We start from the raw sequence: 26,168 nt of genomic DNA, 5'->3' as shown, positions 1-26,168 counted from the left end.
GCCCGACTTGGACTTGGATGGGCAAGACGAGTCTCGGCTGGCGCTGGTGCAGGTCCGATGCCGATAAGCGACTACGCGACCTTGACCACCTTGAACAGTTGGTTGGGCCCCTCGGTGTGCACGTACTGGATAATCGGCGCGCCGTCCGCCTGGCTGCCGTCCTTCACGTCGAAGAACCTGTTGGCGTCGTTGGCCGGCACCCCGATCCGGTAGACGTCGGCGGCGCTGCCATCCCACACGATGTCAAAGGTCGAGTTGGCTTCCGTTGTGCCGCTTTGGGGGATCTGGGTGATCGGCGAGCCGTCCATCGCGTTCTCGATGTCCTTCACCGCGAGGAACTTGTGGGCGAACGTCTGGAATGACCAGTACCCGTTGGCCTCTTGGAAGAGTACGAACCGCTGGTTGGTCCCTCCGTTACAGGTCCACTGGACGATCGACGCGCCGTCCGCCTCGCTCGCGTCCTTCACATCGAGGCACTTGCCGGACGCCTGACTCCGGATCTCGTACGTCGCACCACTTTCGATCGAGGACGACTGGGCCCCCTGGGCTGCGGTGAGCGGCCCCATCGCAGCAGCCGCCAGACCCAGGACGGTCAGAACACGCCATGCCTTCGAGCGAGAACGCACGAATCCACCTCTTCATGGGAGATACACCTGTCCGCCTCAGCGTGCTCTGGATCAGGATCCCTGAGTTAGCGCACACCCCAGAAACATCCAGTTGGAGCAGCGCAAAACCACCGGCGAGTGAACCAAGCGAACTCCGTGCGTCCAACCATCCGATGAGGCAGAAGCACCTCAGTAGAGGTTCAGAGACGGGTTCTTAAGGCCGGGACCGAGCTGCTGGAGATGTTCGCCGACCGGTCGGTGGCAGGCCGCCTTCGGGGCGACCGCTACGACGCGATCATGCACCGTCGGTTCAGTGCAGACCGGCACGCCAACCTGATGCATACCGAACTACAGGAACTCCGCACCTATTTCATGGAGTTGGCCAACGAACTGCGGCGGATTCAAGAGTGCTTCAGCCGCCACCGTGTGCGGACGGTGGTACTGGACACCAACCACCTGTTGCACTATATGCGCTTCGACAAGATCCCGTGGCAGCGGATCTACGGCGCCGACACCTCCGTGGTGATTCCGCACGTCGTGATCGACGAAATCGACAAGAAGCCGTACGACACGCATGACACCAGCGTCCGGAAGCGAGCGCGCGCCGTCTTTGTGCTCCTGGAACAGGTCCTCACCCAGATCGAGACGGATGGCCGGGCAGTCGTCAACAACGGGGAGACCGTCATCGACGTCCTGCGGGACGAGCCCTGGCACGTACGGCTGCCGAACAACGACGACGAGATCGTCGCGCGCGCCTGCTATCTGCAGCAGGCCATCGCCCCGGCCCCGGTCACGGTAGTCACCGGGGACAACGGAATGCGGGCCCGCGCTCTGTCCTGGGGGCTGAAGGCCAAGGTCCTGGACGAGAAGTACAAGATCGAGCGCCTGAGTGCCGCGCAGAAAGCGGAGAACGAGCAAGCCATCACGTTCGCCGTGCCTGACGATGACGAGAAGGGGTAGACCCGGCTGCGGCCGCGGGTATCAGCCGGTTGACCAGTCGCGCAGTTGTGCGGCGACTTCTTGGACCCGGGCGCCCTTGTGTTTCGCCCGCATGACGAGCGCGAGGGCTTCCTCCGGCTCGTAGTTCAGGTACTGGCCATTGGTGTTGAGGAAGGTCTCGGCGGCCAGCCACGCGAAGAATTCATTCTTCGCCTCAAGCGGCTCGTGCAACGCGATCGTTTCCAGCATGGCCGCGGCCTTGAGCCAGTCGCTGGCGTACACGTCGCGGCCCATGTAGTGGGACTGGACCCGGGCGCAGACGGCGTCCAGCACCCCCAGGTCGAGACAGGCCGGGTCGCCCGGGAGGGTCTGTGCGATCTGCAGAAGCTCTTGTGTGCTGAGGAACCGCGTCACGCGGCGTGACCGTGCTGCTGGCTCTCGCGCAGGTCGCGGCTGCCCATGGGAGCGGGGTCAGGCCAGGCAGCGCTGGTGTCGGCGGCCTGGGTGTCCTGCGCGGCGAAGACCTCGGCAAGCTGCGGAACGCGGTCGCGGGTCCTACCGAGGGCCTTGAGGAACGGGTCGTCGGCAGCCTTGAGCGCCGCGTCGCGGACGAAGTCCTCCGGGGATTTGCCGGCGAGGTGGGCGGCCGCCTCGACGCGCGCGTATTCCTCTGCCGCGAAGGGCGGAACCTGGCGTCCGTTCTGGTCCATACGAGCGACGGTACCAGCGGGCCCGGGTCTCACCGAAGGTGTTCGGGCAAGAAGAAAGGCCGCCATCATCGCCTGCTCATGGCCCCGCGCCGAGCTCACCGCCCTCGCGCACCACCACAAACCCCGTACGAGGAACGATCTCGCCCGGAACATCGCGGCCTGCACCACGAACCAAGAGCGCGCCCGCCTGGCAGCCGACGCACTGCATTCGGGCGGTGCCTCCGCTCTGGACTTCACCGGGGCCTCCACCAAGTACAGTGACCGGCCCGCTGCCCAGCGGATGGCCGACCTGGTCCAGAACCCCCGCCCGGTGCTTGGAGACGTCGCCGGGGCCTTCCGGATCGCGCTGCGCAGGCTCTACCGGACGCGGAACATCGTCCTGCACGGCGGCGCCCCTCAAGGCGTGGCCCTGGAGGCATCCCTGCGCACCGCCGCCCCGCTGGTCGGCGCAGGCCTGGACCGCATCGTGCACGCCGCGTACGCCGAAGACCTCGACCCGCTCGACCTCGCGGCCCGCGCCGAAGTCGCGCTCAAGCTCGTCAACGGCGAGACCGGGCTCTCCGTCGTCGACCTCCTCGAGCCCGCCTGACCGGCGGGCGCGCGCCCGGACCCCCGTAGGCTGCGGCCTTCTTCGGAAGCGCTGGCGCGGGTCGCGGCGCACACGCACGGAAAACGCCCTGGGGCGCGCATCCACTTGATGCGCGCCCCAGGGCGTTCCGGGTTCCCCCTCGCTAGAGGAAAAGGATCTTCACGAGCAGTGCGATGAACGTGGCAAGGCCAATCTGCAGGCCGATCGCGGCGGCGAAAGCCTTCAAGCCGCGCAGGATCGCCCTGGTGACACGGTAGTGGTCGTGCCACTCGACCAGGCCCACGATGACGCCGGCCAGCACGGCATCCAGAACGAAGATCGCCAACACCCCGGCGATGCCGAGAAACTTGAGTGCGCTGAGCACCAGGACCTCCCGAGTCACCCGCGCTGTGCTCCGGCCCTCGGAACGTCGGCGAGCTGCTCCAAATCTCGGACCTGCCTTGATAGGCGCGTGAGATCCTGGCAGTCGCTCTGGACGGCCCGGGAAGAGCAGCACGTCACCACCTATCCAGAGATCCACCTCTGGATTCGCTCTGGAACAGGAGCCGCGGTGGTCGCAGAGACCAAGAACGAGCTGCTGATCGCGTTCGGGTTGAAACTGCTGGCGCTGCGGCGCGGTTCAGGCCTGTCACAGAGACAGGTGGCAAGCCCCGAGGCCGCAGACTTCAGCGTCAAGACGATTTCGGCGAAGGAGCGGGGCGTCGGCTCCCGGGCGCCCGCGGAGGCCTTCGTCGAGTTGTACGTTCAGCGGTGTCGCGACCACGCGCAGCGCCGCCGAAGCCTGCCCGACAGCGCCTTCGACCTGAGAGCCTGGGAGCGCGCACGCACACTGTTGGAAGACGCGCTGTTCGAGCAGGCTGCACTCCGGCGTGAAGGCCTCGTGGACCTTGCCGAAGACCCGCAGGAGCCCGAAGCCGCATTCATGCTCACCAGCTCGCAGGATGAGCGCATCATGGCTGTGGATCGAGTTCTATCCGCCCAATTCCGCAGGCTTGCCGACTGGACGCCGAGGACGTTCGGGGTGCAGGCTCCGGTGGCCTCGCAGTACCCCTCCACCGCCCAGGACGTCGGCCCGGTGTATCTGCCGCGCACCTTCGACCAGGGCCTGCGCGCGGACCTGCTACACGGTCACGGGGTCGCCCCCAGGTGTATCGCGCTGAGCGGATGGTCTTCGGTCGGTAAGACCCGCTCGGCCTGGGCCGCGGCCACCGCGGTGCTGCCCGCCGACACTCTGCTGGCCCGGCCTGAGGACGCCGGTGAACTGCTGGACTTGCTGGCCGGACCAGTCCCGGTGGGCTCTGTCGTGTTCCTGGACGATGCCGCTCGGCACTTCAAGGAGCCTGAACTCCACGAAGTCGTCCGTCGGCTACAGCACCTTCTGAAACGTAGCGAGCCGGTGGTCGTGCTCCTCACCGTCCATCCGCTGACGCTGGGGCAATTCGAGGAGCTGACCGACGATCCCGAACGCGACGGGCGGGCCAAACGGGCCCTGAGCCTGATCGAGGTCATCCACCAGGTCGAGGAGCAGCTTCCCGACCTGACCGACGCACGTCATGCGGCCAAGGTAGACCCGCAGCTGAGAGATGCTCTGGAGGCTGCGGCTGACTCCGGCCGCATCATTCCGATGATCACCGGCGGGCCTCAGCTGGTCAGCCGACTCACCCGTCTGGCCCCAGAGACGCGCGCGCTCATCCTCGGTGCCACCGACTGCCGACGGCTGGGACACACCGCGCCCTTGACGAACGCCCTCCTGGCTGATGCGGCCTTCGCCCACCTGGACCGTCACGAGCGCGCGAGAACGGGAGACACGTGGTTGTCCAACGCTCTTGATGCCGCCAGCTGCAGAGTCAGCGGGCAAGTCGCGGCGCTCTACCCCGTCAACGACTCATCGGTCTACCAGGTCGAGGGATTCGATGTATCGCCCTACCTCGTCAACCACCGTGAACGCCAGCAAGCGCCCATTCCGACGCGCGTCTGGCAGGCCCTTCACGACAACGTGGCCGACGGCGACCAGCTGATGCTCCTCGGCCACGCTGCGCACAGCCGCGCCGTGTACAGCTGGGCATACCGGTACTTCGCCCGCGCCCGACTACTGCAGCCCCAGCATGCAGGCCGTGCACTGGAACGCCTGCTCGACGAGGTGCACTGGACCAGGCCGGCTCCCGCTTCCATCGGAACGTCGACCATCGCGCACTCGGAGCCCAATTCCGCTGATCTCGACGATATCGACGCTGTGCTGGACGGCATTGAAGAGGTTCTCCTTCAGGACGAGAGGGAAATGGATCCCCTCACTGAGCACATCATGGGGTTCAACAGCCCCCCGCGTATCGGGCTGTACGCGAAGGCCGCCGTCGAGGAACTACAGGACCGTCCCGACGTCCGCGCCAAACTGGACATCGGCGACGACTGGTACGCCTGGTACGCCGAGCTGTGGGACGACCTGGAAGGTCACTACCGCGACCGCAGTCCTGGGCGAACAAGCCTCCTGAACCAGGTTCTGCGCGCCTACTCCACTGAGGACATCCAGACGGGCCTTGGCCTTGTCTGGTGCATGGAGAACCAGGTCGACGCCAACGAACCGAGCAACGTGGAAGAGCGGCGGCAACTCCTCGAACGCGCCCTGGCCGCTGGCACCTTGGTGGACGAGGTCTGTGGCCGCCTGCAGGAGATGGCTGCGCAGGCGCAGCACTGGGAGGAACTCAGCCGCGTCAGTGAACTCGGCGGCGTGACAGCACTCCAGGAGGAAGCCTGGATTCTGGAACGCGCCGGAGTGCTGGATCGAGCGGAACAGAGGTATGAGCAGCTGGCCGAGCGCTTCGGCGCGCACACAGGTCTGATGGGCTTCTGGTGGCGAACGGGGCGCCAAGTTCAAGCCGAAGCAGCTCTGCGGCAGCACATCGTGGCAGGCAGCAGGCGCTCCCTGCTGCAACTGATCAACTGGATGCAGGATGCTGGCAGGGTTGCTGAAGCAGACTCACTGCGTCGCTCGGGCCTTGAACCGGACGGCTCGACATCCTCGTGGGCTCCTCCGCCTCGCACGTAGATCCAGATGCTGCCAGTAAGGCAGTGTCGGCAGGGCAAGTGGGAGGTTGGAGCTCTCGAGCCCGACGAACTCCAGCGCCTGGTCCTCGCCGTCGTCGACCCGTACGTCGATCGCGAGATTTTCGCCGAGCAGAACGCCCGCGAGGAAAAAGCGACACCGCACCCTGATCGCTATCTCGGCCGCTGGGCGCGGGTCTGTACGGTCTTCGGCTCTGGCCCGTAGTCGGTGGTGACGCCGGGCAGCCGTCCTTGATCATGATCTTGTGATGGATGTCAACTCCCTTGTAAGCACGGTGTTTTCCGGGTTGTCGTTGCTGGTCGTCGAGGACGTGGTGGACTGTGGTGACGCGGTGGTGGTCACGGCTCGCACGCGGGATGTGGCGGTGGCGTGTCCGGTGTGCCGGACGCCGACGGGGAAGGTGCACGGATATCACCGCCGGACGGTTCAGTACAGTCTTCGTCCAGAGCTGGCGGGATGTCCCCGGTCGTGCTGGTCCCATGCTCGTGATCGTGTCGAACGAGTTCGCCGGCGAGGTCGGAGGCGTCCGTGCGTAGTTCCACGCCCAAGGGCGCCCGGTCGAGGGATTCGTCGGTATAGGGGCGCGGCAGGTAGCTGCCGTGTCCGTGGCACAGGGCGATCGCGTCCAGGACGGCGGCGGTCACCAGCAGGTCGTCCCGGCACTCCAGCGCCAGGCCAGCAACGTGGGTGTCGATGGAGTCCTGGTGGCGGGCAGTGTGCGCAGCCGCCAGGTCGCGGCGATCCATGACGTGCATGTACAGCAGTGCCGGGATCAGTTCGCCGATGCGGACCAGGTGCTTGCCGTACGCGGCCTGAGCCGCCCTGCTGGTCGACCAGCCCGGCCACGGCTGAGCAGGCGATGCTCGGTGTGTGCTCATGGCGCGGAAGCTACCGACCCGTCGACGGCAGCATGGCTGGAACGCCGCATCCGGCCACGTTCGGCACCGCGTTTCGGCCTGGATGGTCAGGAGCTGTCCTGCCCATGCTCCACCGCGGTATAGGCCATGCCACCTGCGTTGAGCTGGCACTACCAGGTGACGGTGAGGCGTCGAGGGGCGGGCCCCGAGCGGTCTTTGGCAACGAGGATGTCGACTTCGGATGGGCGGGTTCGGTCGAGGAGGGCGAGAGTATCTGAATCGGCGTGGTATTCCAGTTCTGCGGCGATGCCGAGGTCCTCGATGTCTAGGGGCTGGCCGTCGCGGCGCGGGCGTTCGAGGCGGGCCAGGAGCAGGATGGGTGGCTGCCCCAGCAGTTCGTTCATGGCCGTCTGTTTCAGCGCAATCGACACCGCCTCCACCTGCTCGGGGCGCGACAGCGGGCGTTGATCCTCTTCTTCTGCAGTCATTACCTGCAGGCGGTCGATGACGACCAGCTCAGCGTGCTTGCCGCGGTCAGGTCAACAATCGCGGTGAAGGCGCCGTGGGTCATCAGCTCAGGCTTATTGGTGAGCTCACACAGAGCGGCTGTCGGACGGCAGACCGTCCAGTCCACACCCCGTATAAAGGCGACGGCCTTCCCGAGCACGCGCCGTGACCATCACGGTGACCAGCCCGATGCGACTGTCTGTCTAGCCCACGCGCTATGCGTTGACCCGGAGATGCTCCGGCACTTCGTCGGTCAGTCGGTGGAGGGCGCCAACGAGGATCCACACGACGGCTGTCCCGGCGAGCAGAGAAGCGAGGAGGAACGCCACCACGTTGCTCGTGGCCGCCGCGATGGCGCTGCCCATGACTGGGCCCAGCGCGTTGGCACCCCATACGAACGGCAGTGCGGCACCGGTGATCCGCCCCAGCATGTCTGATGGCGTTGCCTTCTGGATGAGCGTCATGACGGCCACGTTCGTGATGGGCATGGTGAAGTTGGAGATGGCCTGGGACACCACGACGACGATGAACCCGAAAAACGTGCTGCCCAGCATGGCTGTCGGCAGCAACCCAAACGCGAGAGCGAGCATGGAGTGGGTCAGTACAAGCGCGCGCCCCATCCCCAACCGCTCGTTGATCCGTCGGGACAGCGCAGCACCAATGAGGACCGAGGCGACTGTCCCATCCACGGCTGACCGGGATGTCCCGCGCAGAACTCGATGAGCTCACTCGCCGTCTCGGCCCACGCCAGGCTGCCCAGGTCGAACGGGCCTCCTATCAGCGCCGGGGCGCCGATCGCCAGCCAGGCAGCCGCGGTGGCGTCTTCCCTCAGAAGCTCGGTGACAAAGAGCGTGTCGTGGTTGCCCTCCTCTACCTGCGGAAACTGTGCACCCTGGACGTCCTCGCCGACGCCCTGGGAGACGTGAGCAGGTCCTCGATCGGGAACTTCGTCCGCGAGATCCGACCCCTGCTCATTGAAGGCGGACTTCTCCCGCCCCCAGCCACCACCCGCTACCGCACCGCCCCCGACCTGCTTGCCGCCGCAGACGAAGAAGCCGACACACCGACAAGTTGATTCTTTACGGGTTCACAAAACGGCCAACTGCCTCGACAGCCTCCCGAAGTCGGCCCAGCCCGCGGCGAAGAGGGCCATCCAGGACATCTACAACGCCGAGGACCGCGAGCACGCAGCCAAGGCCGTCGCCGCGTTCCCCAAGCAGTACGGCGCGAAGTTCCCCAAAGCGGTCAAGAAGATCGTCGATGACGAGGCCGAGCTGCTGGCGTTTTACGACTTCCCGGCCGAGCACTGGATCCATCTGCGGACCACAAACCCGATTGAGTCGACCTTCGCGACCGTGCGGCTGCGGACGAAGGTGACCAAGGGAGCGGGCAGCCGGGCCGCCGCTCTCGCGATGGTCTTCAGGCTCGTGGAGTCCGCCCAGGCTCGCTGGCGGGCCGTGAACGCGCCCCATCTCGTCGCCCTCGTCCATGCCGGAGCCCGCTTCGAACGCGGCGAGCTCGTCGAACGTCCCAAAGTCCACGCCGCCTAGCTGTTGCGGGTCAGGACGTTGGTGAGGACGTGAGTTGTTGGCAGATCAGATGGTGAGCAAGTTGTGCCGTCGCGAGCAGGTCCTCGCGAGCCGTGTCGACGTTGGACCGCACTGACAATCCGTACCAGACGGATTGGATGAGCCCGGTCAGGACCGCTGCGTTGGTGCCCGCGGCTAGTTCCCCGTCCTGGATCGCTCGTTCGATGCGCACGAGGAGGGCCTGCTCGTTCGAGCTGTGCAGTTCGGCGACGTAGGCGCTGGTATCGAGGGTGCTCGTGCTGTCGGTCATCACGGCGCTGCTGATGAGACATCCGGGATGCGTGTCGCTTGGCTGGGTGAACTCGTGGACCGAGTCGGTGAGGATGCGTTCGATGACCGTCTGGATGTTCTTCTCGGCGACAGCCTGCTGGTAGATCTCGCGGTAACGCTCGGCGTAGGTCCGCACCGCTTCCTCGAACAGTCCGGCCTTGCTGCCGAAGGCGGCGTAGAGGCTGGAGGTGGAGAGCCCGAGGGCCGCGGTCAGGGTGCGGGTCGAGGTGCCGGAGTAGCCGCGTCGCCAGAAGAGGCGAGCGGCGTCAAGGACCGCACGGTCGCGGTCGAAGGCTCGGGGGCGTCCACGGTTGCGTTCGGTCACGCTTGCATTGTAGATCGTTCGCTCCATAATAGATTTATGGAGCGAACGATTCAGAAGAAGCTTGCAGTCGGCGGGGACAGCTGGGTCACGGTCGATGTGTACGGGGAGCCGGACGCTCCGGGCCTCGTCGTCGTCCCGGGCGTGATGAGCGATGCGCATACGTGGCGCCGTGTTGCGGGCGCCATCGACGCCTGGCCCTCAGTGGTAGTCGTAAACCGTCGGGGACGGGCTTCCTCGGGGCCGTTGACCAACTCTTACTCACTACGGACAGAGGTTGAGGACCTCGGTGTGGTCCTTGACGAGTTCGACAGCACGAGGGCGCTCTTCGGCTGGAGCTACGGCGGCTTGATCACCTTGCTGGCCGCCAACGAACACCCGATTCCCCAGGTGATCGCCTACGAGCCGGTGATGCAGCCGTTCGGACACCATGCACTGCCGGACCTGAAGAGCGCCACGGAGACAGCGGACTGGGATCGCTGCGTCGAGATCGTCAATCGGCAGATCTCCGGCTTCTCCGCTGCGCACGTCGAGGACCTTCGGGCCGATCATTCCGCTTGGGCGATCTTGCGCCGCTTGAGCGGACCGCTGTACGCCGAACTCGGCGCGCTCAACGCAGCGCCGCCTCCGGATGTGATGGCGCGACAGGCAGGTCATGTCGACCTGATCATCGGCCAGTGCAACCGCGGAACAGCCCCCTACGGAACGTCGTTCGACAACGTGCGGCAGCACATCGCTCACGCCGGAGTCCACGAACTCGCCGGGCAGGGCCATCTGGCCCACATTCAGGCGCCGGCAGAGCTTGGCCACCTGCTCAACAACCTCGCCGCCATCTGATGGCCACCCATGCCAACGCACCGCTCTCCATCGAGGGCCGCAGGCGACTCGTCGAGCGATCCACAGGTCTTGACAATAACTCGGATTCGGGCGCCCACCAGGCACCGTGTCGCTGCTCGCTCACAGACTGTCCCTGAAGCATTTCTGTCACTGTACGAGTCGGCGACCATCCCCCAAGGCCGTTCAGGGGCGCCCTCAACAACCAGCTGACGAGTGCTCAGTGACGTCCTTGCCGGTTCGCCACTGTGCCGCGTCCTGGGCGAACGCCTGCAGGCCGCTCCTGTGTTGCATGTACACATAGCGGTCGGCTGCGTGGACCTGCACGGTGTTGAGCTCGTCGACGACGGAACGGGGCACAGTGCCCATGGCGTTCTCCGGTCCCAGCGCCAGCAGATGCCCCGGACCGATGGGCAGGACCAGAGTGTTGGCGTCGCCAAAGGCCACACCGTACGAAGTGTTCGTCCCGTCCCGGCATAGGGTCACCGCGGGGTTGTCCCCGATCAGGAACTGGCCCGTCTCGGGCATGAGCACCTCCAGCCGCCAAGTCGAAGCCATGGCCCGTACCTTGTGGAACATGTCCTCGATGCTGGTGCGGAAGATCTTCCCGCTCTCATGGTCTCGGACGACCGCGGACCGGTCGATGAGGCGCTCGGCGAAGGCGCCCAGCGAGTCCGAGCCGGTCAGATGCAGCCCAGTTACGCGCAGCGCCTCGCGGCCCAACTGCGGAGCAATCGTCAAGAGTTGTGGGTGAGCTGACTTCAGCTCTCGCTGCGGTGGTTGAGGCTGATTCTGGCGGTGTTGCGGATCCGTTTGGTGCGGCCGGCTTCGGCGAGGATCTCGATGGCCTCGGTGTTCGTCCCGACGGCGGTCTTGAGCTGGAGCCAGTTGGTTGACGCGAGCAGGTTCTCCGGCTGCCAAGGCAGCTTGAGCATGATGGCGCGGAACAGTGACCACTCCCGCAGGCGCTGAGCCAGGAAGGGGTGGTCGATCGTGGCCTGGGTCATCGCCTGCGCCCATCCCTCGTAGGCGGGATCGGGGTAGAGGGCGGCGGCTCGACGGTCCAGGTGCCGCAGCACAGCAGACTGGGCCATCGTTAGGTCTGCATCGGTGAGCACGCGGCTGACCAGGTCAATCTCGGTCGCCTCGGCAACGTGCTCCAGCTTGTCGAGGTAGGCCGCGAAGCGGACGTGCTCGTCCGGATTCTGCAGGATGTCGTGGACGTTCATGCGACCTGCTCCTCGCGCTCGACCAGGACGCCGTTCTCGAATCGTGCACCGGCGCGGACCAGGGACACCAGGTGAGCTCCGGTGATCGCACGCCATCGCGCCTGAGCCGACTCGACCAGCTTGAACACCATCGCGAGGGCGGCCGCCGGGCTGCCCGCGCCGCGTGTGACCTTGGTACGGAGCTTGACCGTGGCGAAGGTCGACTCGATGGGGTTGGTGGTCCGCAAGTGAATCCAGTGCTCGGCTGGGAATTCGTAGAAGGCGAGCAGTTCGCCCCGGTCCTCGGTGATCTTCGCGACGGCCTTCGGGAACTTCGCCCCGTAGGTCTTCGCGAACGCCTCGATCGCCTTCTCTGCGTGGGTGCGGTCCTCGGCGTTGTAGATCTCCTGCATCGCTTTCGTCGCGCCGGGCTGCGCGGACTTGGGCAGGCAGTTCGCGACGTTGCGAGCTTTGTGAACCCAGCACCTTTGCGGCCTGGCTGCCGGGAACGCTTCGGCGAGCGCCCGCCACAGGCCCATGGCACCGTCGCCGATGACCAGCTCAGGGTCGCGCATGCCCCTGCGGCGGCAGTCGCGCAGCAGGTCGGCCCACGACTCGGTCGACTCCCGCAGGCCCTCGGCCAGGGCGATCAGCTCCTTCGTGCCGTCCAGCCGGACCCCGAGCAGGACCAGGACACACGAGTGGGCCTGGCCCAGCCGGACCTTCGGGTGCACGCCGTCAGCCCATACGTAGACGAAGTCGCGATCCGACAGGTCCCGATTCTGGAAGACAGCGTGGTCCTCGCCCCACTGCCTGGTCAGCCGTGTCACGGTCGCGGCCGAGAGGCCGGCGGTGCCGCCGAGGAACTGCTCCAGCGCCGGGACGAAGTCGCCGGACGACAAGCCATGCAAGTAGAGCAGCGGCAGAACTTCGGAGATCTTCGGGGACTTGCGGCACCACGGCGGCAGGATCTTCGAGGAGAACCGCTTGCGCTCGCCGGTCTCCTCATCGACGCGGCGGTCGTTCACCCGCGGGGCCTTAACCTCGACCGGGCCGGCCGCGGTGACCACCGTCCGGGGCCGGTGGTGGCTATTGCGGACAACGAGACGTCGTCCGTACTCATCGGTCTCGGCCGCCAACTCGGCTATGTACTGGTTGACTTCCGCTTCCAGCGCGGCGGCAAGCATTCGGCGGGCGCCCTCCCGCATGATCTCGTCGATCAGGGAACCTGACTGGGTGGAGCCGTCGTCGGTGACTACGCTGAGCACGGGCGTGCCTTCCCGACCCGCGCTGCAACGCGGGCCTACTCGGAGACCTTACGGATCATTCGGGAAGTACGCCCTCTGCATGCCCTCCCGGAGCCGATCCACAAGTCCTGAGCATTGCTCCCAACTGCGCCGGCTATTTCCTGACCAGTTGGCCGACCAAGCCCACGCGTGCCCGAGTGAAGGCGTCGATGTGCACACGGCGGTAGTGGTACGACCGGACGTAGTGGAGCACGACCAGGTCGTGAAGGGCATCCACGTGAAGCGGGTCGGCGAAGGGGGTGCCGGCATGTACGGCGGACAACGCTGCCGGGACGCGTCGCTCTACTGCGCACCACAGCTCTTCGGCGGATTCGGAGTCGAATGCGACGAAGTTTTCGACCCAGCCGCATGCTCGTGTGCCTTTCAGCTTGTTCCGGCGCCCCGGGTTCAGCAGGTCGAACGGAAGTAGCTGCCGACCGCTGCCCTTCGGCCCAGGCATCGTGAACTGTCTGAGCAGGACCTGGGAGACAAGGTGCTGTCGTGATGTTTGTTGTGCCGTTCCCACAAGTCGGATTGCGCCAACTACCCCCCGCCGGGGCTAAGGGTTTACAGACAGCAAGCCGGCCCCGCTCATCAGGTCGCGCCGGTGAGATCCACCCCGTACATCGAGCGCCCGCCGACGAGTTCACGTCCCGTCACCAGCTCGGGCTCGACCCGGACGAAGACTTCCTGGGGCGAGGGCACCCAGGAGGTCGGGCCGGTTCGGACGAGGCGTTCATGTTCGGCCGGGTCGGTCACCACGGTGGCCGACCCGGTGACGACGACGCTCCAGCCGGAGTGCGCGACGGCGTCGACCTCGTCGGCCTCGAAGGCGACCACCGAGCCGTCGATCGCCCGCACCAGCTCCGAGGCCGCCGAGGTGCACAGCAGCACCGCGCCGTCGTCGTCCAGACGGAAGTTGACCGGCAGTACGGCGGGCAGGGCCTGGCGGGTGTGCACGATACGGCCGACGGGCACCTTGGCCAGCAGGCATAGGCACTCGTGTCGTTCCAGTTCGCGGAAACCGTCGTTGGGATACATCAGCCAGCCCGTCTGTCGCCTGGTGCGGGGTTGCGCGGTGTCAGGCCAGCCTGCGCCGCGCGGGGTCCGAGGGTGAGAGGCCATCGGTCCCGCTCGGGCCGGAGACGGTCCCTCGCCGCGTCGCGATCCGGCGCCCGGTGAGGCTCAGCGCGTCGATACGGACCCACTCCTCGCGTGGGCCGCCGGCCCACGGCGTGCTGAACGCGTGTTCCGTCAGACGCCGTGCGTCGTCCGCGTCGGTCACGGTCCGTGCCCGGCCGAGCGCCAGAACACTCCAGCCTTCGCTGAACGCGTCGTCGATACGGTCGATCTCGAAGGTCACCTGGCAGCCCGCCGCCCGGGACGGCATCGCACCGGGAGCGGTCCGGTACACGATCGCGCCGTCGACCACGCTGTAGTTGACGGGGACGATGACGGGTCCCGAGACGGTGGGGATCGCGACCCTGCCCACCCCGTGCGTCGACAGCAGCTCGCGGCACTCCTGGACGGTCAGTTCGGTGAACTCGGGGTCGGAGCCGGCTCGTCCCTGGCCGGGCGTCCGGTCGCTGTCGCCTCCGGCGAGGTCGGTCACGGTGGTACGCAGGACCTCGGCGAGCCGGAGCAGAACGCTCCGGCCCGGAGCTGCACCGGGAAACTCCTCCAGGTACTGGAGGTAGCTCGCCGCCACGCCGGCCTGGTCGGCCGTCTCCTCCCGGGAGAGGTCAAGTGCCGTGCGCCGTACGGCGATCCGGCGTCCGAGGTCACCCGCGGGTGAACCATCTGTCACGTTCAGCGGGAACGGGTCAGGCATGGCTGGTCACTTCCTTTCGTCCTGCCGCCGGGACGGCGACTTCCTCGTGCCGGGTCCCGCCGAGCACGACCTTGAGGGCGCCGGTGTCGGCCGCCTTGGCGAAGACCTCGTACGCCTCCTCCATGTGGTCCAGCGGGAAGGTGTGGGTGACCAGCTCGCCGGTGGGCAGCCTGCCGGCGGCGGCCATGCGCAGCAGGGTGGGGGTGGAGTGGGTGTCGACCAGGCCGGTGGTGATGGTGATGTTCTTGATCCACAGGTCTTCGAGGTGCAGGGTTGCGGGCTTGCCGTGCACGCCTACGTTGGCGACATGGCCGCCGGGGCGCACCATGCGGGTGCACAGTTCGAAGGTCTCCGGCACGCCGACCGCCTCGATGACGACGTCGGCACCGAGCCCGTCGGTGAGGTCGGCGATCAGCTGCTCGGGGGTCTCGCGGGCGTCCACGACCGCGTCGGCGCCGAACCTCTTCGCCGCGTCCAGCCGGGCGGGGGCCAGGTCCACGGCGACGACGCGCTCGGGCGAGAACAGCCGGGCGGTGGCGATCGCCGCCAGTCCGACCGGACCCGCTCCGACGACGGCGACGGTGTCGCCGGGGCGCACCTGTCCGTTGAGTACACCCACCTCGTAGCCGGTGGGGAAGATGTCCGCCAGCAGGACGGCGTCCTTGGCGTCCAGTGTGCTGGGCAGCGGGTGGACGGAGAGGTCGGCGTGCGGGACGCGCACGTACTCGGCCTGGGTTCCGTCGACGAGGTGGCCGAGGATCCAGCCGCCGCCTCCGCGGCACTGGCCGTACATGGCCTTGCGGCAGTAGGCGCAGCGCCCGCAGGCGGTGATGCAGGAGACCAGGACCCGGTCCCCGGGCCGTACGGTACGCACGTCGGAGCCCGCTTCGACGACCTCTCCGACCGCCTCGTGGCCGAGGACGGTGCCGGGGCGCACCTCGGGCACGTCGCCCTTGAGGATGTGAAGATCGGTTCCGCAGATGGTGACGGCGTCGACGCGCACGATCACGTCGGTGGCGTCCTTGATGCCGGGATCTGGGACGGTGTCCCAGGAGGACTGTCCCGGCCCGTGGAAGACGAAGCCCTTCATGACGTTCCTTCCCCATTCGGTCGACTGCCCCCGCAAGTCCAGCCTGTCCGGGTCCGTCTGTCCTGGCTTGGGCCGGTCGGCCCTCATCAGCCGGACGAACGGGATCGTCACGACCGAGCAGTCACGGGCTGGGCCGAACGGCCCAGGTCGAACAGGTGGACGGGGCTGGTCGGCCCTTCCGGGCGGGACCACCTGGCCGGTTGGCTCGCACCATGACCGAGATCCACACCACCGCCGCCCTGCACTCCTCGGAACGTGTGATCGCCGGGACGACCGTCATGGCACTGCGCGGCGAGATCGACCTCCTCACGGGACTTCCCAATGCTTATGTCAAGCCGCTTCTGTGGTGGGAAGTGAGGAGTGATAGCACTCGCTGTCGCGGATCATCGCCCACAGAACGTTGATGCGTCGACGTGCGAGGGCGAGGAGAGCCTGCTTGTGCCCCTTTCCTTCGCTCCGCTTTCGCTGGTAGTACGTCTTGGAGGCGGGGCAGGACTTGAGGCTGGCCATCGCCGACAAGTACATGGCCCGCAGCAGGCCGCGGTGGTAGCGGCGGGGTCTGCGCAGGTTGCCGCTTACGCGGCCGGAGTCGCGGGGCTGCGGGGCCAGGCCGGCGAAGCCGGCCAGGCGGTCGGCACTGCCGAAGGCATCCATGTCGCCACCCGTCGCGGCGATGAACTCGGCGCCGAGCCTGGGCCCCATACCGGGCAGGCTGCGGATCACCTCGGCGTGGGGATGTTCGCAAAACCGGGCCTCGACCAGGGCGTCGAGTTCCGCGACCTCCTCGTCGAGGGCCAGCACCGCCTTCGCGAGGCGGGCCACCATCGCGGCGGCCAGTTTCTCGCCGGGCAGCGTGGTGTGCTGGGCCCGGGCGGCTTCCACGGCGATGTGAGCGAGTGCGGCGGCACCTTTGACCTTGCGGTTCTTCAGCCAGGTCTCGATCCGCTTCGCGCCTGCGCGGCGGATCGCTGACGGCGTCTGGTAGCCGGTCAGAAGGATCGCAGGACCCTTGTTGGTCAAGTCCAGCGCCCGTTCCAACGCAGGGAATATCTCCAGCAGTTGGGCCCGGAGGCGGTTGATCTGCCGGGTGCGGTCGAAGACCACGTCAAGGCGCCGGGTGGTCAGGGTGCGCAGGTCGACAGCGATCTCTTCCCCGGGCCTGAGCAGTCCCAGGTCCCGGCGGACGCGGGCCTGGTCGGCGATGACGAAGGCGTCTTTCGCGTCGGTCTTCCCCTCGCCCCGATAGGTGGCCGAGGCTCGGTGAACCGCCAGGCCGGTGAGGTAGGCGACTGGCTGGTCGTGGGCGATGAGCAGGCCGATCAGCAGGGCGGCGCCCCCGTGGTTGAGATCGACGGCCCAAAGCGCATCGTCGGATATCGCCAGCACTTCGCCGATCAGCGCCAGCAGCTCACTCTCGTCGTTCAGGGTCCGGCGGGACAGCAACCGCTCGCCCTCTGCATTGATCACCACGGTGTGATGATGCGTCTTGCCGATGTCCACCCCGGCCCAGATCTCGGACATATGCCCCTCCGCCAGTTCGTCTGACATTGATCCCGCAGACGACCTCGCCGACGTTGTCCTACAGCAGCGATCGAGTCGCGTCTCCCAATCAGCGGTCGAGTCGTCGCGGGGCTCTGGGCGGCCAAGTCCCGTAAGCCATCTGTCGGCTCAGCCTTTACAGCCATACCCGGAGCCCCCGGGCCCCTCTGATCCTACGAACGATCAGATCAGACCCACGCCTTGAAAGGTAGGACAGCCGTTGTCCGCGCGCCTGGACATGCTGACCGCCGCCTCCTGCCCCGATCTCGTACTGGACCTGCGTGCCCTGTCGTTCATCGACTGCGCCGGGCTGGGCGTCCTGTGCCGGGCACAGAACCGGACCGCGGCCCGGGGCGGACGGCTCCGGCTCGTCACCGGCGGGGCGGGTTTCCTGCGGATCCTGCGCCACGCCCAGCTCAGCGATGTCTTCGAGATCCACGCACGGCTGTCGAACGCCCTGGCCGCCAGGCCGGAGTCCGGCGGCGCCTCCGCCACAGCGGGCTGAACGGCCCGTCCAGGCCCGGGACGCAGTGCCGATCGGGCACCAGCCAGGCCCTGTTCGGCCCATGCGACCCCGCATTCCTGGCTGACACCTTCGTTTTGACGCTCCCCTCCCTAAAGGGAGGGGATTCCTACGGCTCGCGCCGTGAGGCTTCCTGCTTCTTCGCCGACTGCCCGTCCGGAGAACTCCGTTGAGGTCTTGCACCGGCTCCACAGGCCGACACCGCCCGTCCGGCGGCCAGCAGGTTCTTCGCTGCGTTCACGTCCCGGTCGTGGGTCGTGCCGCAGTCGCACGTCCTGCGCGACGAGTGCGAGGAACGGCTCGTGCAACGGCTGGGGAGGACGGGGTACGACCACGCTCTGGACGAGGCCGCCCTCCGGGACGCCCGAACCCTGTTGACCTGGGCCGCGCGCGGCGGTCCCCTACCGGAAGGCTGACACCGCGCCGGCCAGGAGGGGCGTGCACGCGGGCGGTACCGCCACCCGAGTGACCTGAAGGTCATTCACTCGTTTGACGAGGGGTATCCCCGCGCGTCCCTCGACGAAAGCCGCCCGCTCCATGAGCCTTCGCTCCCTTCGGAACCCGGCCGAGCACTCCAGAGACGGAATCCTGGAGACCGAAAGGACCCTGATCGAGCATTACGGCGATCTGGTCCGCCTGGCACATGTCGTGCTGCCCGTCTCCCTCGGCCGGCACCGCCGCGTCCTTGTCGCGCACTCCGTTGTCCAGCGGGCCCTGCGCGCCGCTCGCCCGGCACGCGTCACTCCGGCCGTTCCTCCGCCGCGCCTGGAGAACCAGGAGCGGGCGGCCCTGGAACGCTCCTACCTCGTGACCGTGGTGCAAGACGCCCTGGCCCACGGCCGGCGGCCTGCCGGGTGGCCGGCCCGGCTGGCCCCGCCGCGCGCCCTGCTTCCCCGTCTGCCGCTGGTGCTGGGACTGCGGTTGTTCCCGCGTTCGGGCAGCGTGGACGAACTGGCCTTCACCCAGGCGCTGGCGGAACTGTCCGCGCCCGCCCGGGCCGCCTTCGTGCTCCGTCTGCACGGCATGCCCGACGACGCCACTGCCGACGTGCTCGCCGAGGCCGGCGTGGACGACACCGCAACGGCCCTTCGGGAGGCCCGCGTTGTCGCGGCGCAGGCGCTACCAGGGCCGTCGGTACTTCAGGAGTTCGACGCCTGCGCCCTTCAGGCCAGCCCCACCGACCTGCTGCGGCGCCGTCGGAGGACGCGTGCCGGGGGCGTGGCGGTTTTGGCCCTCCTGGCCGCGGTGGCGGCGGTGACGGCGATGATGAGCACGCCGCAAGAGGACTCGTCGCGGCCCCTCCTCCCGTCCGGCACCACCGATCCCGTTCTGCGGGCCACCGATCTCAGCCGCGTCCCGGCCGGCCTGTGGGACAACACCTCGCGCGTCGACTTCACGGCCTGGCCCGCGCGCGGTTCCCGCATCCAGGACCAAGACCTGCTCGACCGTGCTCTGAACACCTGGGCGCGGCCACCACATGGCACACACGTCACCGCGTCGCGCGCCACATCCACCGTCCCGCCCACCGCGGCACCGCAGCTCCTCTACGCGGGGAACGTACAGCGACAGGCCGTGGTCCTCTTCTACGACGGTCAGCGGCTGGCCCGTTACAGCGAGCCGGTGTCCTCGGGCCGCACTCCTGGTGTGCCGAGGTCTCTGACCGTGGCACGCGTCGACGATGCCGACGTGACGACCTCGGCGGCCGTGGCCCTCACCTTCGACCGCACGGGCGTGCGTTACCTGATCGCCCCGTGGATCGCGCAGACACAGACCCGGGACCTGCTGCGACCCGACACCCTGGCGCGTCCACTGGACGTGTCGGGCGAGGGCGTCACGCGCACCGTTCCGGTGCTGCCCCGGGCCGGGGGCTGCGACAGCGGACCAGTCCTTCAACTGCGGTCCTCGGAAAGGATCGCCGAACACCACGCGTTCCTGCTCGCCGGGGTGGGCGACCTGACCCCGGTCCACCTCACCTACACCCCGCTGCCCGGACACGGCTCACCACCCGCACGCCAGCCCCGGGAAGCGACCGGCCCCGCCGCACTGCTGGCCTGGTCCCGTCATGCCTGCGCTCTCGGAGAGCTCCGCGACACCGGTGTCCGCGCCGTCAACGCCTGGGACTTCGCCGAACAGGACCTGCCGGACGGAGGCGGCCACGCCGTGTGGACCTGCGCCCGCACCAGCAGCTGGCGCGGCCCGGGCGAAGCGGTGGTGACTCTGCGGACGTCCGGGGACGAGCCGGACGAGGCCGCACGGGTCGTCTCCCGCGAGCGGTCGTCCGCGGTGTGCACCCGCTTCGGCCAGCACGTGGCGGCCGCCACCGGCTGGCGGTCACCGAAGGGCAAGTGGTACGTCCTGGCGGCCGGCAGCCGCGCCGTCACCGCGCTCACGCTCGACGGCGCCGTCTCCGCCCATCGACAGGGCCGGACCCTGTTCGTGCCCGCTCCCCCGCATCCGAACGTCACTCTGCGAGCGGACCTGTCGACGGGCGGGCAGCTCCGCGGCCTCGTCCCTGTCGCCCGGCGTTGACGAAAGAAGCGCGCAGTTGGGCCGAGCCTGGGCTACGGCCATGCCGTAGCCGGGGGCGATGATCACACCCGTAACCCCGCCCTGGCCGCGGGTGTGCCAGGTCGATGCCAGGAGGCCCGGCCAACAGCCCGGGCCTCGATGACGGCTCACCTGCGGGTCGCAGCGAGCGCTGCGTTCAGCAAGCCAAGTTCAGTGGCATCGGCACATTCCGCCCGTCCTTGGCCTCCGGCCGCGAGATGGTCGGACACCCGCTGATGGCTGCCACACGCGACAGCCACCGCCTATTTGAGTAATGACGCAACAATGGGCACGCTCATGGGGTCGGGTTCCGCGTATGCCGAGAGCGCACGGCGGGGCACAGTCACTTCGCGGATCGGAGGCAGCCATGGGTGCCGAACCTCCTAGCCCACGCTGCCTTCCGGGTACTGGCTGACTTTCGTACCTCCGGGCCGTCGGCCCTGATTCTCCCGCGCCGGACGTAGCCCGCTTGCGATGAGGCGGCGATGGCTCCCCAGGCTCACACCCCTCTTCAACTCGTACCTGTCTTTCCCATGCTGTGTGGGTGACCCAGCCCTGCCGACGGCGCATCTGCCTCGGCCGGGCGATGTCGGTGTGCCCAGAGTGTGGGCGGAGGTTTTGCGCGATGTCGTTCCGTACGGACACCAAAGCCCTTGAGACGTCGCCGTCGAGGCGTATGTCTCCGGTTGCGCGACTGCCCGGGCGTTTGTCGCAGGTCTCCTGGGTGGATGCGGCGGTCGCTGCTGCCGTGCTTGTTCTGCTTCACGTGGTGCTGCGCGTGGGTCAGGGCACCGCCTTCTCCTTCAGCACCCACCAGAATGTCCGCGTCGACACCGACCCGACCCAGTGCCGTACGACGCGGCGCGTTCGCTGCTGCGGATGTTCGCCTCGCTGGCCCTGTCGGTCCTGTTCACCTTCGGTTATGCCTATGCCGCGGCGAAGAGCCGTCGCCTGGAGCGGCTCCTGATCCCCGCCCTCGACATCCTGCAGTCAGTACCCGTGCTGGGCTTCCTGACCGTGGCGGTGACTGGGTTCATCGTTCTGTTCCCCGACTCGATGCTGGGCCTGGAGTGCGCGTCGATCTTCGCCATTCTCACCTCGCAGGCGTGGAAAATGATTCGGTTTCTACTACTCCGTCACCTCCCTGCCGCGTGAACTCGACGCGCACGGTCCGGGCAGCCGGTACGACCTGGAGCTGCACCTGCGCTGGCGGCGGTCGTGGGAGGTCGGCGAGGTGCTGACCACGCCGCCGCAGCCGCTGGTCGTCGGGTCCGACGGCTTCGTGCCCGAGCCCTGTGTGCTGCACCCGGAGCAGGTGGTCATCTACCCGTTCGCCGGCCTCCTGCCAGTAGAACTGTGCGCCCGGATCGACGCCTGGGAGGAAGCCCTCGAAGAGGAAGCCGGACTTGGGACTTCGAGTTGGCGAAACTTCACTCCCCACAGGCGGTGCGCATCGTGGTGCGGCGTGCGCACCGCACCACGCACCCGTTCACCCAGCGTGAGGCACGCAAGGGCGGAGGAGGGAAAGTTCCCTCTCGGATACACAGCATCGCGCGCACATAAGTTCACCTGGGTTGCGATAACGGGACCGGTGTAGGCCGGCCCGGCGGCCGCTCCCCCGTGGCGAAGGGTGCGCTACGGCCGGTTAAGGGTGATGGAGTTGATCGGCGTGAGGTTCTCGTACCCCCAATCGTCCTGAAAGAGGATCTCGACGCAGTTGGTGCCGCCGTAGTTCTTGCACAGGTTGGCGGTGGCGTCACCGTACTGGTTGTTGAGGACCCAATGGTCCCCGTACTGGTTGCTCAGGTTGTGGTAGCCGTAGCTGGAGTACTGGACTGTCGGATGCGGGTCGTTGAAGGGTTCGACGCCCTCGGGCCAGATACACACGTTGCCGGACCTGCATCCATACACCGTGGAGTCGCCGGCGGGCGCGGCCTGGGCGGCGCCGCTCATCGACACCACTGCCATGGCCGCGGTCGCGAACGCGGCGGCACTCATCGCCTTGCGCATGTTTCCCCCTGCTGGAGATTGCCTGCAGTCTCGGAGACACCGGATCAATCCGGAGGGCAGAGCAAGGCACGGTCGGCTCTGTCGACACCCGCGTAGACCGCACGAATGTTGCTCACCACCATGGTCGCCTCCTCACACGGCTGCCACCCTTTCGATGCTGATCGAAACGGTCACCTTGGACGCGTCGCAATGCGCGAACTCAGGGAAGGTGCGAGCCCTGGGAATCACCCCGGTCATCGCGCGGCGCGGCGTCGAACACGGTTCCGGACTGGGCGTGCACCGCTGAGTTGCCGAGCAGAGCTTTGCACTGCTGCACTGGTTCCGCGGACTGCGCATCCGCTGGTAGATCCGCGGGGACGACATCCACGGAGCCTTCCTCAGCCTGGCCTGCGGCATCATCTGCTGGCGACGACTGAGCTCTGTTCATCCTGAAGTCGCAGATCAAGGGGCTGGTGTGAACGGTCTCCGGGATGCTCATGCTGGTCGTGGGCGGCTGTCTGCGGCGAAGATCGTCTGTCAGCGTGCGACTTCGATGTTGGTCAGCACGAGCAGGGCGCGCAGGAGTGCGGTTGCGTGACGCGCGTGCAGGCGGAGCTTGGTGATGATGCGCCAGTTCCTCAGGTGCGCGCACACGTGCTCGCAGACCGCGCGCACGGACGCGATCAGCTTCGATGAACTCGTTGGCCGCGTCGCGCAAACGTCGGCTGACCGCGTGGGACCGGGACTCGGCCCTCACCTGTAGGCCACGGTCCTGCAACGACTGGATCGTCGGCAGGAAATCTCCGTCCCCAGCGGTCAACACCGCCGCTCGCCGTTGGACGCCTTGATGCATTTGAAGGAGTCTTCCATCATCGTGGTGCTCAGCGCGGCGTCGACCTGCTTCTCGTCGTGCGTGAACGAGCTCCGATCGAAGGTCACGACCTGGAAGCCGGCGTCACGGCCTTTGGCCATCAGGCTGAACCCGGGCCAGGGAGGAGGTCGACGTCGTCGGCGTGCATCGGCTCTCCGCAATGACTGCAGCGCGGGTCGACGTGGCCGATCTGCCCGCAGGCATGGTGGCGGTACAGGACGGGAGGCCCGGCCTCGCCGGCGAGCCAGCGGTCACCCCACCGCGCCATCACCATGAGCATCTCGACGAGGTCGGCGCCCTTGGCGGTGAGGTGGTACTCGTAGCGGGGGCGGGCGTCGTAGGGCAGCCGCTCGAGCACACCCTGTTCGACCAGGTGGTTGAGCCGTTCGGTGAGTACCTTGCGGGAAATCCCTAGGTCAGCCTGGATGTGGTCGAAGCGGCACACCCCACCCCACACGTCGCGCAGGATCAGCGGCGACCATGGCTCGCCGATCACGTCCAACGTACGCGCGATGGAACACGTCATCTCCCCGAACCTCGTTCGCTGCATGGAAGCAATCTAACAAGTGGGGTTCCTTTAAGGAACCCAGAGTGCTACGTTCCTCAGCGTCTCTTGAAGAAACCTCGAAAGGGATCCGATGACACTCATCAGGCGCTTCGACCACGTCGGCATCACCGTCGCCGACCTTGACGCAGCGACTGCGTTCTTCGTCAGCCTCGGTCTGGAGGCCGATCGGAAGATGGCCGTCGAAGGCGAGTTCCTGGACACGGTGATCGGCATGACGGACGCCCGCACCGAGATCGTCATGCTGCGGGCGCCCGGCGGAGGTACGACGCTGGAGTTGTCGAGCTTCACCCGGCCGAACCACCTCCCGGGTTCACCTGCTGCGCCGGCCAACGAGCTGGGCCTGCGCAACGTCGCCTTCGAGGTGCACGACCTCCAAGCCGCGGTCGACCATGCCGCAGCCGACGGCTACGGCATGGTGGGAGGCATCGGCGAATACGAGGGCGTGTGGCGGATGGCCTACGTCCGCGGGCCCGAAGGAATCATCGTCTCGTTGGCCGAGCACATCGAGAAGTAGGGAGGCCCCATGAGCGCGCACGTGACTGACGAACAGATTCGGGCTCTGGCCGCGACCGCGAAGCCCTATAGCGTGGCGCTCCTTCGATGGGGACCGGAGCGGACCATGGACGGTGCGGACGCGATCGAACTCGAGCATCAGCGACGCATGGTGTCGCTGCGCGCTGAGGGAGTGATCGCGATCCTGTGCCCGGTCGCCTCCGACACCATGGCCGGCATCGCGATCATGACCGTGCCGACCGAGGAAGCCACGCAGATCATGGCCGGCGACCCCTGCGTGCGAGCTGGAATGATGCGCTGCGAGGTCCACCCGTGCCACGGCTTCCCCGGAGACGCCCTCCCCGCCTGAACGATCCCGGCCAGGGCAATCAGCCCCTACCCGATCCTGGTGGTGGCGTGGGCGGGTGATGGCGTGCTCGTGCTGGTCGGCGGGACCTGTCTGGTGTGAAGATCGTCGGTCAGCGGGCGATCTCGTGCTGGTTGAGGATCATCAGTGCCCGGACGAGCCGGGTGGCCCGCTTCACGTCGAGGCGGAGCTTGGTCAGCACGCGCCAGTTCTTCAGGTGCGCGAACGCGTGCTCACACACTGCCCGTTCCGCGGCGATCAGTTGGTTGACCAGCTTCTTCGCGGGCAGGAACTGCTTGCCCTTTGGCTTCTTGTAGCCGGTGATGGCTGCCGGGTCGCCGGCGTCGTCGTCCAGGCCGACGAAGCCGAGGTCGGCGATGGCGGCGAGGCCGGCCTCGCGCAGCCGGCCGACCAGGTCGTCGTGGCGGCAGGCGGTGATCTCCGAGCCGCGGGCCGGGCGGGCGGTGGAGGTCCACAACAGCCGCCCCTTGACGTCGGTCAGCGCGATGACCAGCAGCCCGTGCCGCTTGTGCTTCGCGGACCAGCGGCGTCTCATGGGCAGGCCGGTGCGGCGCTGGGTGGGTATCAGCGAGCCGTCGAGAAGGACGACACTGCCACCCTCCCGGGCGATTCTCGCCCGCACGCGCTGAAGTCTGGGGGCCCGGGCGGCCAGCAGCTCGGTCATCTCCTTCAGCCACCGGTCGAGGGTGGTGCGCGAGAGGTCGTTGCCGCCGGCGAGGTCGGACAGGCGCTGGTCATGCCGCAACGCGGCCAGCACGAGCACCGCGATCCGCCCGGCCGGCAGCTTGCGCCACCGGGAGCCGAACTTCTTCAAGTGGGCGCTCAGCAGCCCGGTCAGGTAGCGCAGGGTCTGCGTGGACAGCGGCAGCCGGCCCTGGTGGACAACCTCGCTGTGGTCCCCGGCCGGGACGGTTTTTGTAGGCATACATCATCAACCCGGGCCGGGGGCCCGCCCGTTACGGCCTGCGGGCCGCGGATCACAGCCGGGTGGTGAAGATGCCGTTCGGCAATTTGTGTAGCCAGCCACGATCGGCCAGCTTCGACAGCTTGCCGCGCAACGGCTCCAGCCGGCCCGGCACCGAGGCGTCGATCCCCAGCTCGGCGCCGACCGCCTTGACCATCACCGGCCCGCCCCCTGCCTTCACGATTTCAAGCATCCGCTGGTAGTCGGCGGGCAGCGCGGCCGCATCCACCACCTCGCTGCGGTGCGGCACCTTCAGCACCGACCGGCCCGCGACCTGCACACTCCGACTGGCGTTGAGATCTTGGTCCGCAGGTGTCGGAACCCTCAGCGGCCCCGGGCAGGGGTGAGCCTGTTCGAGGGGACGGCGCGTTCCCAGGGGCGGCGCAGGTCGATGGCGAGGGGGCGGGCAAGACGGGTGAGGATGCCGGGCAGGACCTGGCTGTCGTGGGTGGACTGCCCGTCCCGATCGGAGTCCGAGTCGGGGGCATCCCGTGAGGCGGGGTGGAGGCTGAGACTCCTGCCGCTGCCACGGCCGGGGCTCGGCGACGGCCGCTCACTTCTCCGGATTCGGCGGCCGACAGAGCAGGTC

At 67.5% G+C, this 26,168-nt stretch carries 32 protein-coding genes and 5 pseudogenes; 14 read left to right on the top strand and 23 right to left on the bottom strand.

Annotation, left to right across the window (positions count from 1 at the left end; genetic code table 11):
* Positions 1-71: 71 nt before the first annotated feature.
* Positions 72-626: an RICIN domain-containing protein gene (locus OHT57_RS46670; protein WP_328753043.1), complete on the bottom strand. Its 555-nt coding sequence runs from the start codon at positions 624-626 to the stop codon at positions 72-74.
* Positions 627-845: 219 nt separating this feature from the next.
* Between OHT57_RS46670 and OHT57_RS46665 the strand changes: the two genes are divergently transcribed.
* Positions 846-1,565 (top strand): PIN domain-containing protein, encoded by a 720-nt coding sequence (locus OHT57_RS46665; protein WP_328753042.1) that lies wholly within the window; start codon positions 846-848, stop codon positions 1,563-1,565.
* Positions 1,566-1,586: 21 nt separating this feature from the next.
* On the opposite strand, the gene OHT57_RS46660 is transcribed toward OHT57_RS46665, so the two are convergent.
* Positions 1,587-1,958 carry a fic family toxin-antitoxin system, toxin component gene (locus tag OHT57_RS46660; RefSeq protein ID WP_328753041.1) on the bottom strand — a complete coding sequence of 124 codons (372 nt, stop codon included), beginning with the start codon at positions 1,956-1,958 and terminating at the stop codon, positions 1,587-1,589.
* Positions 1,955-2,254 (bottom strand): hypothetical protein, encoded by a 300-nt coding sequence (locus OHT57_RS46655; RefSeq protein ID WP_328753040.1) that lies wholly within the window; start codon positions 2,252-2,254, stop codon positions 1,955-1,957. The genes OHT57_RS46660 and OHT57_RS46655 overlap by 4 nt, the downstream gene beginning before the upstream one ends.
* 280 nt (positions 2,255-2,534) lie before the next feature.
* Here OHT57_RS46655 and OHT57_RS46650 point away from each other — a divergent pair, with 280 nt between their 5' ends.
* Positions 2,535-2,843, top strand: a complete 309-nt coding sequence (locus tag OHT57_RS46650; RefSeq protein WP_328753039.1) for an integrase, catalytic region — start codon at positions 2,535-2,537, stop codon at positions 2,841-2,843.
* 142 nt (positions 2,844-2,985) lie between these two features.
* On the opposite strand, the gene OHT57_RS46645 is transcribed toward OHT57_RS46650, so the two are convergent.
* Positions 2,986-3,207 (bottom strand): hypothetical protein, encoded by a 222-nt coding sequence (locus OHT57_RS46645; protein ID WP_328753038.1) that lies wholly within the window; start codon positions 3,205-3,207, stop codon positions 2,986-2,988.
* 186 nt (positions 3,208-3,393) lie between these two features.
* Here OHT57_RS46645 and OHT57_RS46640 point away from each other — a divergent pair, with 186 nt between their 5' ends.
* The 3 genes and pseudogenes from OHT57_RS46640 to OHT57_RS47670 all read left to right on the top strand — a co-directional run.
* On the top strand, positions 3,394-5,886 hold the full coding sequence (locus tag OHT57_RS46640) for a hypothetical protein (RefSeq protein ID WP_328753037.1): 2,493 nt from the start codon (positions 3,394-3,396) through the stop codon (positions 5,884-5,886).
* A 6-nt stretch (positions 5,887-5,892) separates the two neighbouring features.
* Entirely contained in the window at positions 5,893-6,108 is a 216-nt protein-coding gene (locus tag OHT57_RS46635) for a hypothetical protein (RefSeq protein WP_328753036.1), read from the top strand.
* Between the two features lie 43 nt (positions 6,109-6,151).
* Positions 6,152-6,325, top strand: a pseudogene (locus OHT57_RS47670) (ISL3 family transposase); the annotation flags it as partial.
* On the opposite strand, the gene OHT57_RS46630 reads toward OHT57_RS47670, so the two are convergent.
* From OHT57_RS46630 to OHT57_RS46620, 3 genes are all read right to left on the bottom strand, one after another.
* The gene (locus tag OHT57_RS46630; protein ID WP_328753035.1) at positions 6,243-6,782 is read right to left on the bottom strand and encodes a hypothetical protein; all 540 of its coding nucleotides are present in this window, start codon (positions 6,780-6,782) and stop codon (positions 6,243-6,245) included. The pseudogene OHT57_RS47670 and the gene OHT57_RS46630 overlap by 83 nt on opposite strands.
* Positions 6,783-6,931: 149 nt before the next feature.
* Positions 6,932-7,276, bottom strand: a complete 345-nt coding sequence (locus OHT57_RS46625; RefSeq protein ID WP_328753529.1) for a DnaB-like helicase C-terminal domain-containing protein — start codon at positions 7,274-7,276, stop codon at positions 6,932-6,934.
* A 207-nt stretch (positions 7,277-7,483) separates the two neighbouring features.
* Positions 7,484-7,957: a hypothetical protein gene (locus OHT57_RS46620; RefSeq protein ID WP_328753034.1), complete on the bottom strand. Its 474-nt coding sequence runs from the start codon at positions 7,955-7,957 to the stop codon at positions 7,484-7,486.
* On the opposite strand from OHT57_RS46620, the pseudogene OHT57_RS47665 reads away from it, so the two are divergent.
* Together OHT57_RS47665 and OHT57_RS46610 are read left to right on the top strand one after the other, a co-directional pair.
* A pseudogene (locus tag OHT57_RS47665) lies at positions 7,945-8,343 on the top strand (ISAzo13 family transposase); the annotation flags it as partial. The gene OHT57_RS46620 and the pseudogene OHT57_RS47665 overlap by 13 nt on opposite strands.
* Before the next feature lie 13 nt (positions 8,344-8,356).
* Positions 8,357-8,818 (top strand): annotated as a pseudogene (locus tag OHT57_RS46610) (transposase); the annotation flags it as partial.
* Between the two features lie 10 nt (positions 8,819-8,828).
* Here OHT57_RS46610 and OHT57_RS46605 read toward each other — a convergent pair.
* Positions 8,829-9,452 (bottom strand): TetR/AcrR family transcriptional regulator, encoded by a 624-nt coding sequence (locus tag OHT57_RS46605; RefSeq protein ID WP_328753032.1) that lies wholly within the window; start codon positions 9,450-9,452, stop codon positions 8,829-8,831.
* A 36-nt stretch (positions 9,453-9,488) separates the two neighbouring features.
* On the opposite strand from OHT57_RS46605, the gene OHT57_RS46600 reads away from it, so the two are divergent.
* On the top strand, positions 9,489-10,286 hold the full coding sequence (locus OHT57_RS46600) for an alpha/beta fold hydrolase (RefSeq protein WP_328753031.1): 798 nt from the start codon (positions 9,489-9,491) through the stop codon (positions 10,284-10,286).
* Positions 10,287-10,481: 195 nt separating this feature from the next.
* Here the strand turns inward: OHT57_RS46600 and OHT57_RS46595 are convergent, their stop codons facing one another.
* The 7 genes from OHT57_RS46595 to OHT57_RS46565 all read right to left on the bottom strand — a co-directional run bounded on the left by OHT57_RS46595 (position 10,482) and on the right by OHT57_RS46565 (position 17,219).
* Entirely contained in the window at positions 10,482-11,024 is a 543-nt protein-coding gene (locus OHT57_RS46595) for a DUF4238 domain-containing protein (RefSeq protein ID WP_328753030.1), read from the bottom strand.
* A gap of 20 nt (positions 11,025-11,044) precedes the next feature.
* Entirely contained in the window at positions 11,045-11,512 is a 468-nt protein-coding gene (locus OHT57_RS46590; RefSeq protein ID WP_328753029.1) for a hypothetical protein, read from the bottom strand.
* Positions 11,509-12,759 carry an IS256 family transposase gene (locus OHT57_RS46585; protein ID WP_328753027.1) on the bottom strand — a complete coding sequence of 417 codons (1,251 nt, stop codon included), beginning with the start codon at positions 12,757-12,759 and terminating at the stop codon, positions 11,509-11,511. The genes OHT57_RS46590 and OHT57_RS46585 overlap by 4 nt, the downstream gene beginning before the upstream one ends.
* 612 nt (positions 12,760-13,371) lie before the next feature.
* Positions 13,372-13,818: a pyridoxamine 5'-phosphate oxidase family protein gene (locus OHT57_RS46580; RefSeq protein ID WP_328753026.1), complete on the bottom strand. Its 447-nt coding sequence runs from the start codon at positions 13,816-13,818 to the stop codon at positions 13,372-13,374.
* A gap of 40 nt (positions 13,819-13,858) precedes the next feature.
* Positions 13,859-14,608: a helix-turn-helix domain-containing protein gene (locus OHT57_RS46575; RefSeq protein WP_328753025.1), complete on the bottom strand. Its 750-nt coding sequence runs from the start codon at positions 14,606-14,608 to the stop codon at positions 13,859-13,861.
* A complete protein-coding gene (locus tag OHT57_RS46570; RefSeq protein WP_328753024.1) occupies positions 14,601-15,698 on the bottom strand; it encodes a zinc-dependent alcohol dehydrogenase family protein in 1,098 nt (365 codons plus the stop codon). Before OHT57_RS46570 ends, OHT57_RS46575 begins: the two co-directional genes overlap by 8 nt.
* Positions 15,699-16,028: 330 nt before the next feature.
* The gene (locus OHT57_RS46565; RefSeq protein ID WP_328743927.1) at positions 16,029-17,219 is read right to left on the bottom strand and encodes an IS110 family transposase; all 1,191 of its coding nucleotides are present in this window, start codon (positions 17,217-17,219) and stop codon (positions 16,029-16,031) included.
* A 238-nt stretch (positions 17,220-17,457) separates the two neighbouring features.
* On the opposite strand from OHT57_RS46565, the gene OHT57_RS46560 reads away from it, so the two are divergent.
* Positions 17,458-17,742 (top strand): STAS domain-containing protein, encoded by a 285-nt coding sequence (locus OHT57_RS46560; protein WP_443053580.1) that lies wholly within the window; start codon positions 17,458-17,460, stop codon positions 17,740-17,742.
* A 127-nt stretch (positions 17,743-17,869) separates the two neighbouring features.
* Here OHT57_RS46560 and OHT57_RS46555 read toward each other — a convergent pair whose 3' ends face one another.
* Positions 17,870-18,241: a zinc ribbon domain-containing protein gene (locus OHT57_RS46555; RefSeq protein WP_443053579.1), complete on the bottom strand. Its 372-nt coding sequence runs from the start codon at positions 18,239-18,241 to the stop codon at positions 17,870-17,872.
* 56 nt (positions 18,242-18,297) lie between these two features.
* Between OHT57_RS46555 and OHT57_RS46550 the strand changes: the two genes are divergently transcribed.
* The 3 genes and pseudogenes from OHT57_RS46550 to OHT57_RS46540 form a co-directional block, all read left to right on the top strand.
* Complete coding sequence (locus OHT57_RS46550) at positions 18,298-20,289, top strand: hypothetical protein (RefSeq protein ID WP_328753023.1); 1,992 nt, start codon at positions 18,298-18,300, stop codon at positions 20,287-20,289.
* A gap of 864 nt (positions 20,290-21,153) precedes the next feature.
* Complete coding sequence (locus OHT57_RS46545) at positions 21,154-21,462, top strand: hypothetical protein (protein WP_328753022.1); 309 nt, start codon at positions 21,154-21,156, stop codon at positions 21,460-21,462.
* Between the two features lie 7 nt (positions 21,463-21,469).
* Positions 21,470-21,709: pseudogene (locus OHT57_RS46540) on the top strand (hypothetical protein); the annotation flags it as partial.
* Between the two features lie 233 nt (positions 21,710-21,942).
* Here OHT57_RS46540 and OHT57_RS46535 read toward each other — a convergent pair.
* From OHT57_RS46535 to OHT57_RS46515, 5 genes and pseudogenes are all read right to left on the bottom strand, one after another.
* Positions 21,943-22,317 (bottom strand): hypothetical protein, encoded by a 375-nt coding sequence (locus tag OHT57_RS46535; RefSeq protein ID WP_328753021.1) that lies wholly within the window; start codon positions 22,315-22,317, stop codon positions 21,943-21,945.
* A gap of 516 nt (positions 22,318-22,833) precedes the next feature.
* Positions 22,834-22,971, bottom strand: a complete 138-nt coding sequence (locus OHT57_RS46525) for a hypothetical protein (protein ID WP_328753553.1) — start codon at positions 22,969-22,971, stop codon at positions 22,834-22,836.
* 73 nt (positions 22,972-23,044) lie between these two features.
* Positions 23,045-23,149 (bottom strand): annotated as a pseudogene (locus tag OHT57_RS47660) (hypothetical protein); the annotation flags it as partial.
* Complete coding sequence (locus OHT57_RS46520; protein WP_328753020.1) at positions 23,113-23,268, bottom strand: hypothetical protein; 156 nt, start codon at positions 23,266-23,268, stop codon at positions 23,113-23,115. The pseudogene OHT57_RS47660 and the gene OHT57_RS46520, both read right to left, overlap by 37 nt.
* Complete coding sequence (locus OHT57_RS46515; RefSeq protein WP_328753019.1) at positions 23,268-23,717, bottom strand: winged helix-turn-helix transcriptional regulator; 450 nt, start codon at positions 23,715-23,717, stop codon at positions 23,268-23,270. Before OHT57_RS46515 ends, OHT57_RS46520 begins: the two co-directional genes overlap by 1 nt.
* An 88-nt stretch (positions 23,718-23,805) precedes the next feature.
* Between OHT57_RS46515 and OHT57_RS46510 the strand changes: the two genes are divergently transcribed.
* Positions 23,806-24,249 carry a VOC family protein gene (locus tag OHT57_RS46510; RefSeq protein WP_328753018.1) on the top strand — a complete coding sequence of 148 codons (444 nt, stop codon included), beginning with the start codon at positions 23,806-23,808 and terminating at the stop codon, positions 24,247-24,249.
* A gap of 9 nt (positions 24,250-24,258) precedes the next feature.
* Complete coding sequence (locus tag OHT57_RS46505; RefSeq protein WP_328753017.1) at positions 24,259-24,597, top strand: hypothetical protein; 339 nt, start codon at positions 24,259-24,261, stop codon at positions 24,595-24,597.
* A gap of 109 nt (positions 24,598-24,706) precedes the next feature.
* Here the strand turns inward: OHT57_RS46505 and OHT57_RS46500 are convergent, their stop codons facing one another.
* Both OHT57_RS46500 and OHT57_RS46495 read right to left on the bottom strand, forming a co-directional pair.
* The gene (locus tag OHT57_RS46500; protein WP_328753016.1) at positions 24,707-25,540 is read right to left on the bottom strand and encodes a transposase family protein; all 834 of its coding nucleotides are present in this window, start codon (positions 25,538-25,540) and stop codon (positions 24,707-24,709) included.
* 52 nt (positions 25,541-25,592) lie between these two features.
* Positions 25,593-25,859: a hypothetical protein gene (locus tag OHT57_RS46495; RefSeq protein WP_328753015.1), complete on the bottom strand. Its 267-nt coding sequence runs from the start codon at positions 25,857-25,859 to the stop codon at positions 25,593-25,595.
* Positions 25,860-26,168: the final 309 nt, after the last annotated feature.

This window comes from Streptomyces sp. NBC_00285 (assembly GCF_036174265.1).
Classification (GTDB): Bacteria; Actinomycetota; Actinomycetes; order Streptomycetales; family Streptomycetaceae; genus Streptomyces.
The sequence above is the reverse complement of the archived record's forward strand: the minus strand, read 5'-3'. Positions and strand labels throughout refer to the sequence as shown.

What these genes read in the sequence shown, in the direction of transcription:
- OHT57_RS46500 (WP_328753016.1), bottom strand. Translation starts at nt 25,540, where the DNA reads ATGCCTACAAAAACCGTCCCGGCCGGGGACCACAGCGAGGTTGTCCAC.
- OHT57_RS46575 (WP_328753025.1), bottom strand. Translation starts at nt 14,608, where the DNA reads ATGCCTGACCCGTTCCCGCTGAACGTGACAGATGGTTCACCCGCGGGT.
- OHT57_RS46650 (WP_328753039.1), top strand. Translation starts at nt 2,535, where the DNA reads ATGGCCGACCTGGTCCAGAACCCCCGCCCGGTGCTTGGAGACGTCGCC.
- OHT57_RS46515 (WP_328753019.1), bottom strand. Translation starts at nt 23,717, where the DNA reads ATGCAGCGAACGAGGTTCGGGGAGATGACGTGTTCCATCGCGCGTACG.
- OHT57_RS46600 (WP_328753031.1), top strand. Translation starts at nt 9,489, where the DNA reads ATGGAGCGAACGATTCAGAAGAAGCTTGCAGTCGGCGGGGACAGCTGG.
- OHT57_RS46635 (WP_328753036.1), top strand. Translation starts at nt 5,893, where the DNA reads ATGCTGCCAGTAAGGCAGTGTCGGCAGGGCAAGTGGGAGGTTGGAGCT.
- OHT57_RS46535 (WP_328753021.1), bottom strand. Translation starts at nt 22,317, where the DNA reads ATGCGCAAGGCGATGAGTGCCGCCGCGTTCGCGACCGCGGCCATGGCA.
- OHT57_RS46665 (WP_328753042.1), top strand. Translation starts at nt 846, where the DNA reads ATGTTCGCCGACCGGTCGGTGGCAGGCCGCCTTCGGGGCGACCGCTAC.
- OHT57_RS46580 (WP_328753026.1), bottom strand. Translation starts at nt 13,818, where the DNA reads ATGTATCCCAACGACGGTTTCCGCGAACTGGAACGACACGAGTGCCTA.
- OHT57_RS46555 (WP_443053579.1), bottom strand. Translation starts at nt 18,241, where the DNA reads ATGACCTTCAGGTCACTCGGGTGGCGGTACCGCCCGCGTGCACGCCCC.
- OHT57_RS46655 (WP_328753040.1), bottom strand. Translation starts at nt 2,254, where the DNA reads ATGGACCAGAACGGACGCCAGGTTCCGCCCTTCGCGGCAGAGGAATAC.
- OHT57_RS46630 (WP_328753035.1), bottom strand. Translation starts at nt 6,782, where the DNA reads ATGAGCACACACCGAGCATCGCCTGCTCAGCCGTGGCCGGGCTGGTCG.
- OHT57_RS46565 (WP_328743927.1), bottom strand. Translation starts at nt 17,219, where the DNA reads ATGTCCGAGATCTGGGCCGGGGTGGACATCGGCAAGACGCATCATCAC.
- OHT57_RS46510 (WP_328753018.1), top strand. Translation starts at nt 23,806, where the DNA reads ATGACACTCATCAGGCGCTTCGACCACGTCGGCATCACCGTCGCCGAC.
- OHT57_RS46505 (WP_328753017.1), top strand. Translation starts at nt 24,259, where the DNA reads ATGAGCGCGCACGTGACTGACGAACAGATTCGGGCTCTGGCCGCGACC.
- OHT57_RS46520 (WP_328753020.1), bottom strand. Translation starts at nt 23,268, where the DNA reads ATGGCCAAAGGCCGTGACGCCGGCTTCCAGGTCGTGACCTTCGATCGG.
- OHT57_RS46550 (WP_328753023.1), top strand. Translation starts at nt 18,298, where the DNA reads ATGAGCCTTCGCTCCCTTCGGAACCCGGCCGAGCACTCCAGAGACGGA.
- OHT57_RS46590 (WP_328753029.1), bottom strand. Translation starts at nt 11,512, where the DNA reads ATGAACGTCCACGACATCCTGCAGAATCCGGACGAGCACGTCCGCTTC.
- OHT57_RS46570 (WP_328753024.1), bottom strand. Translation starts at nt 15,698, where the DNA reads ATGAAGGGCTTCGTCTTCCACGGGCCGGGACAGTCCTCCTGGGACACC.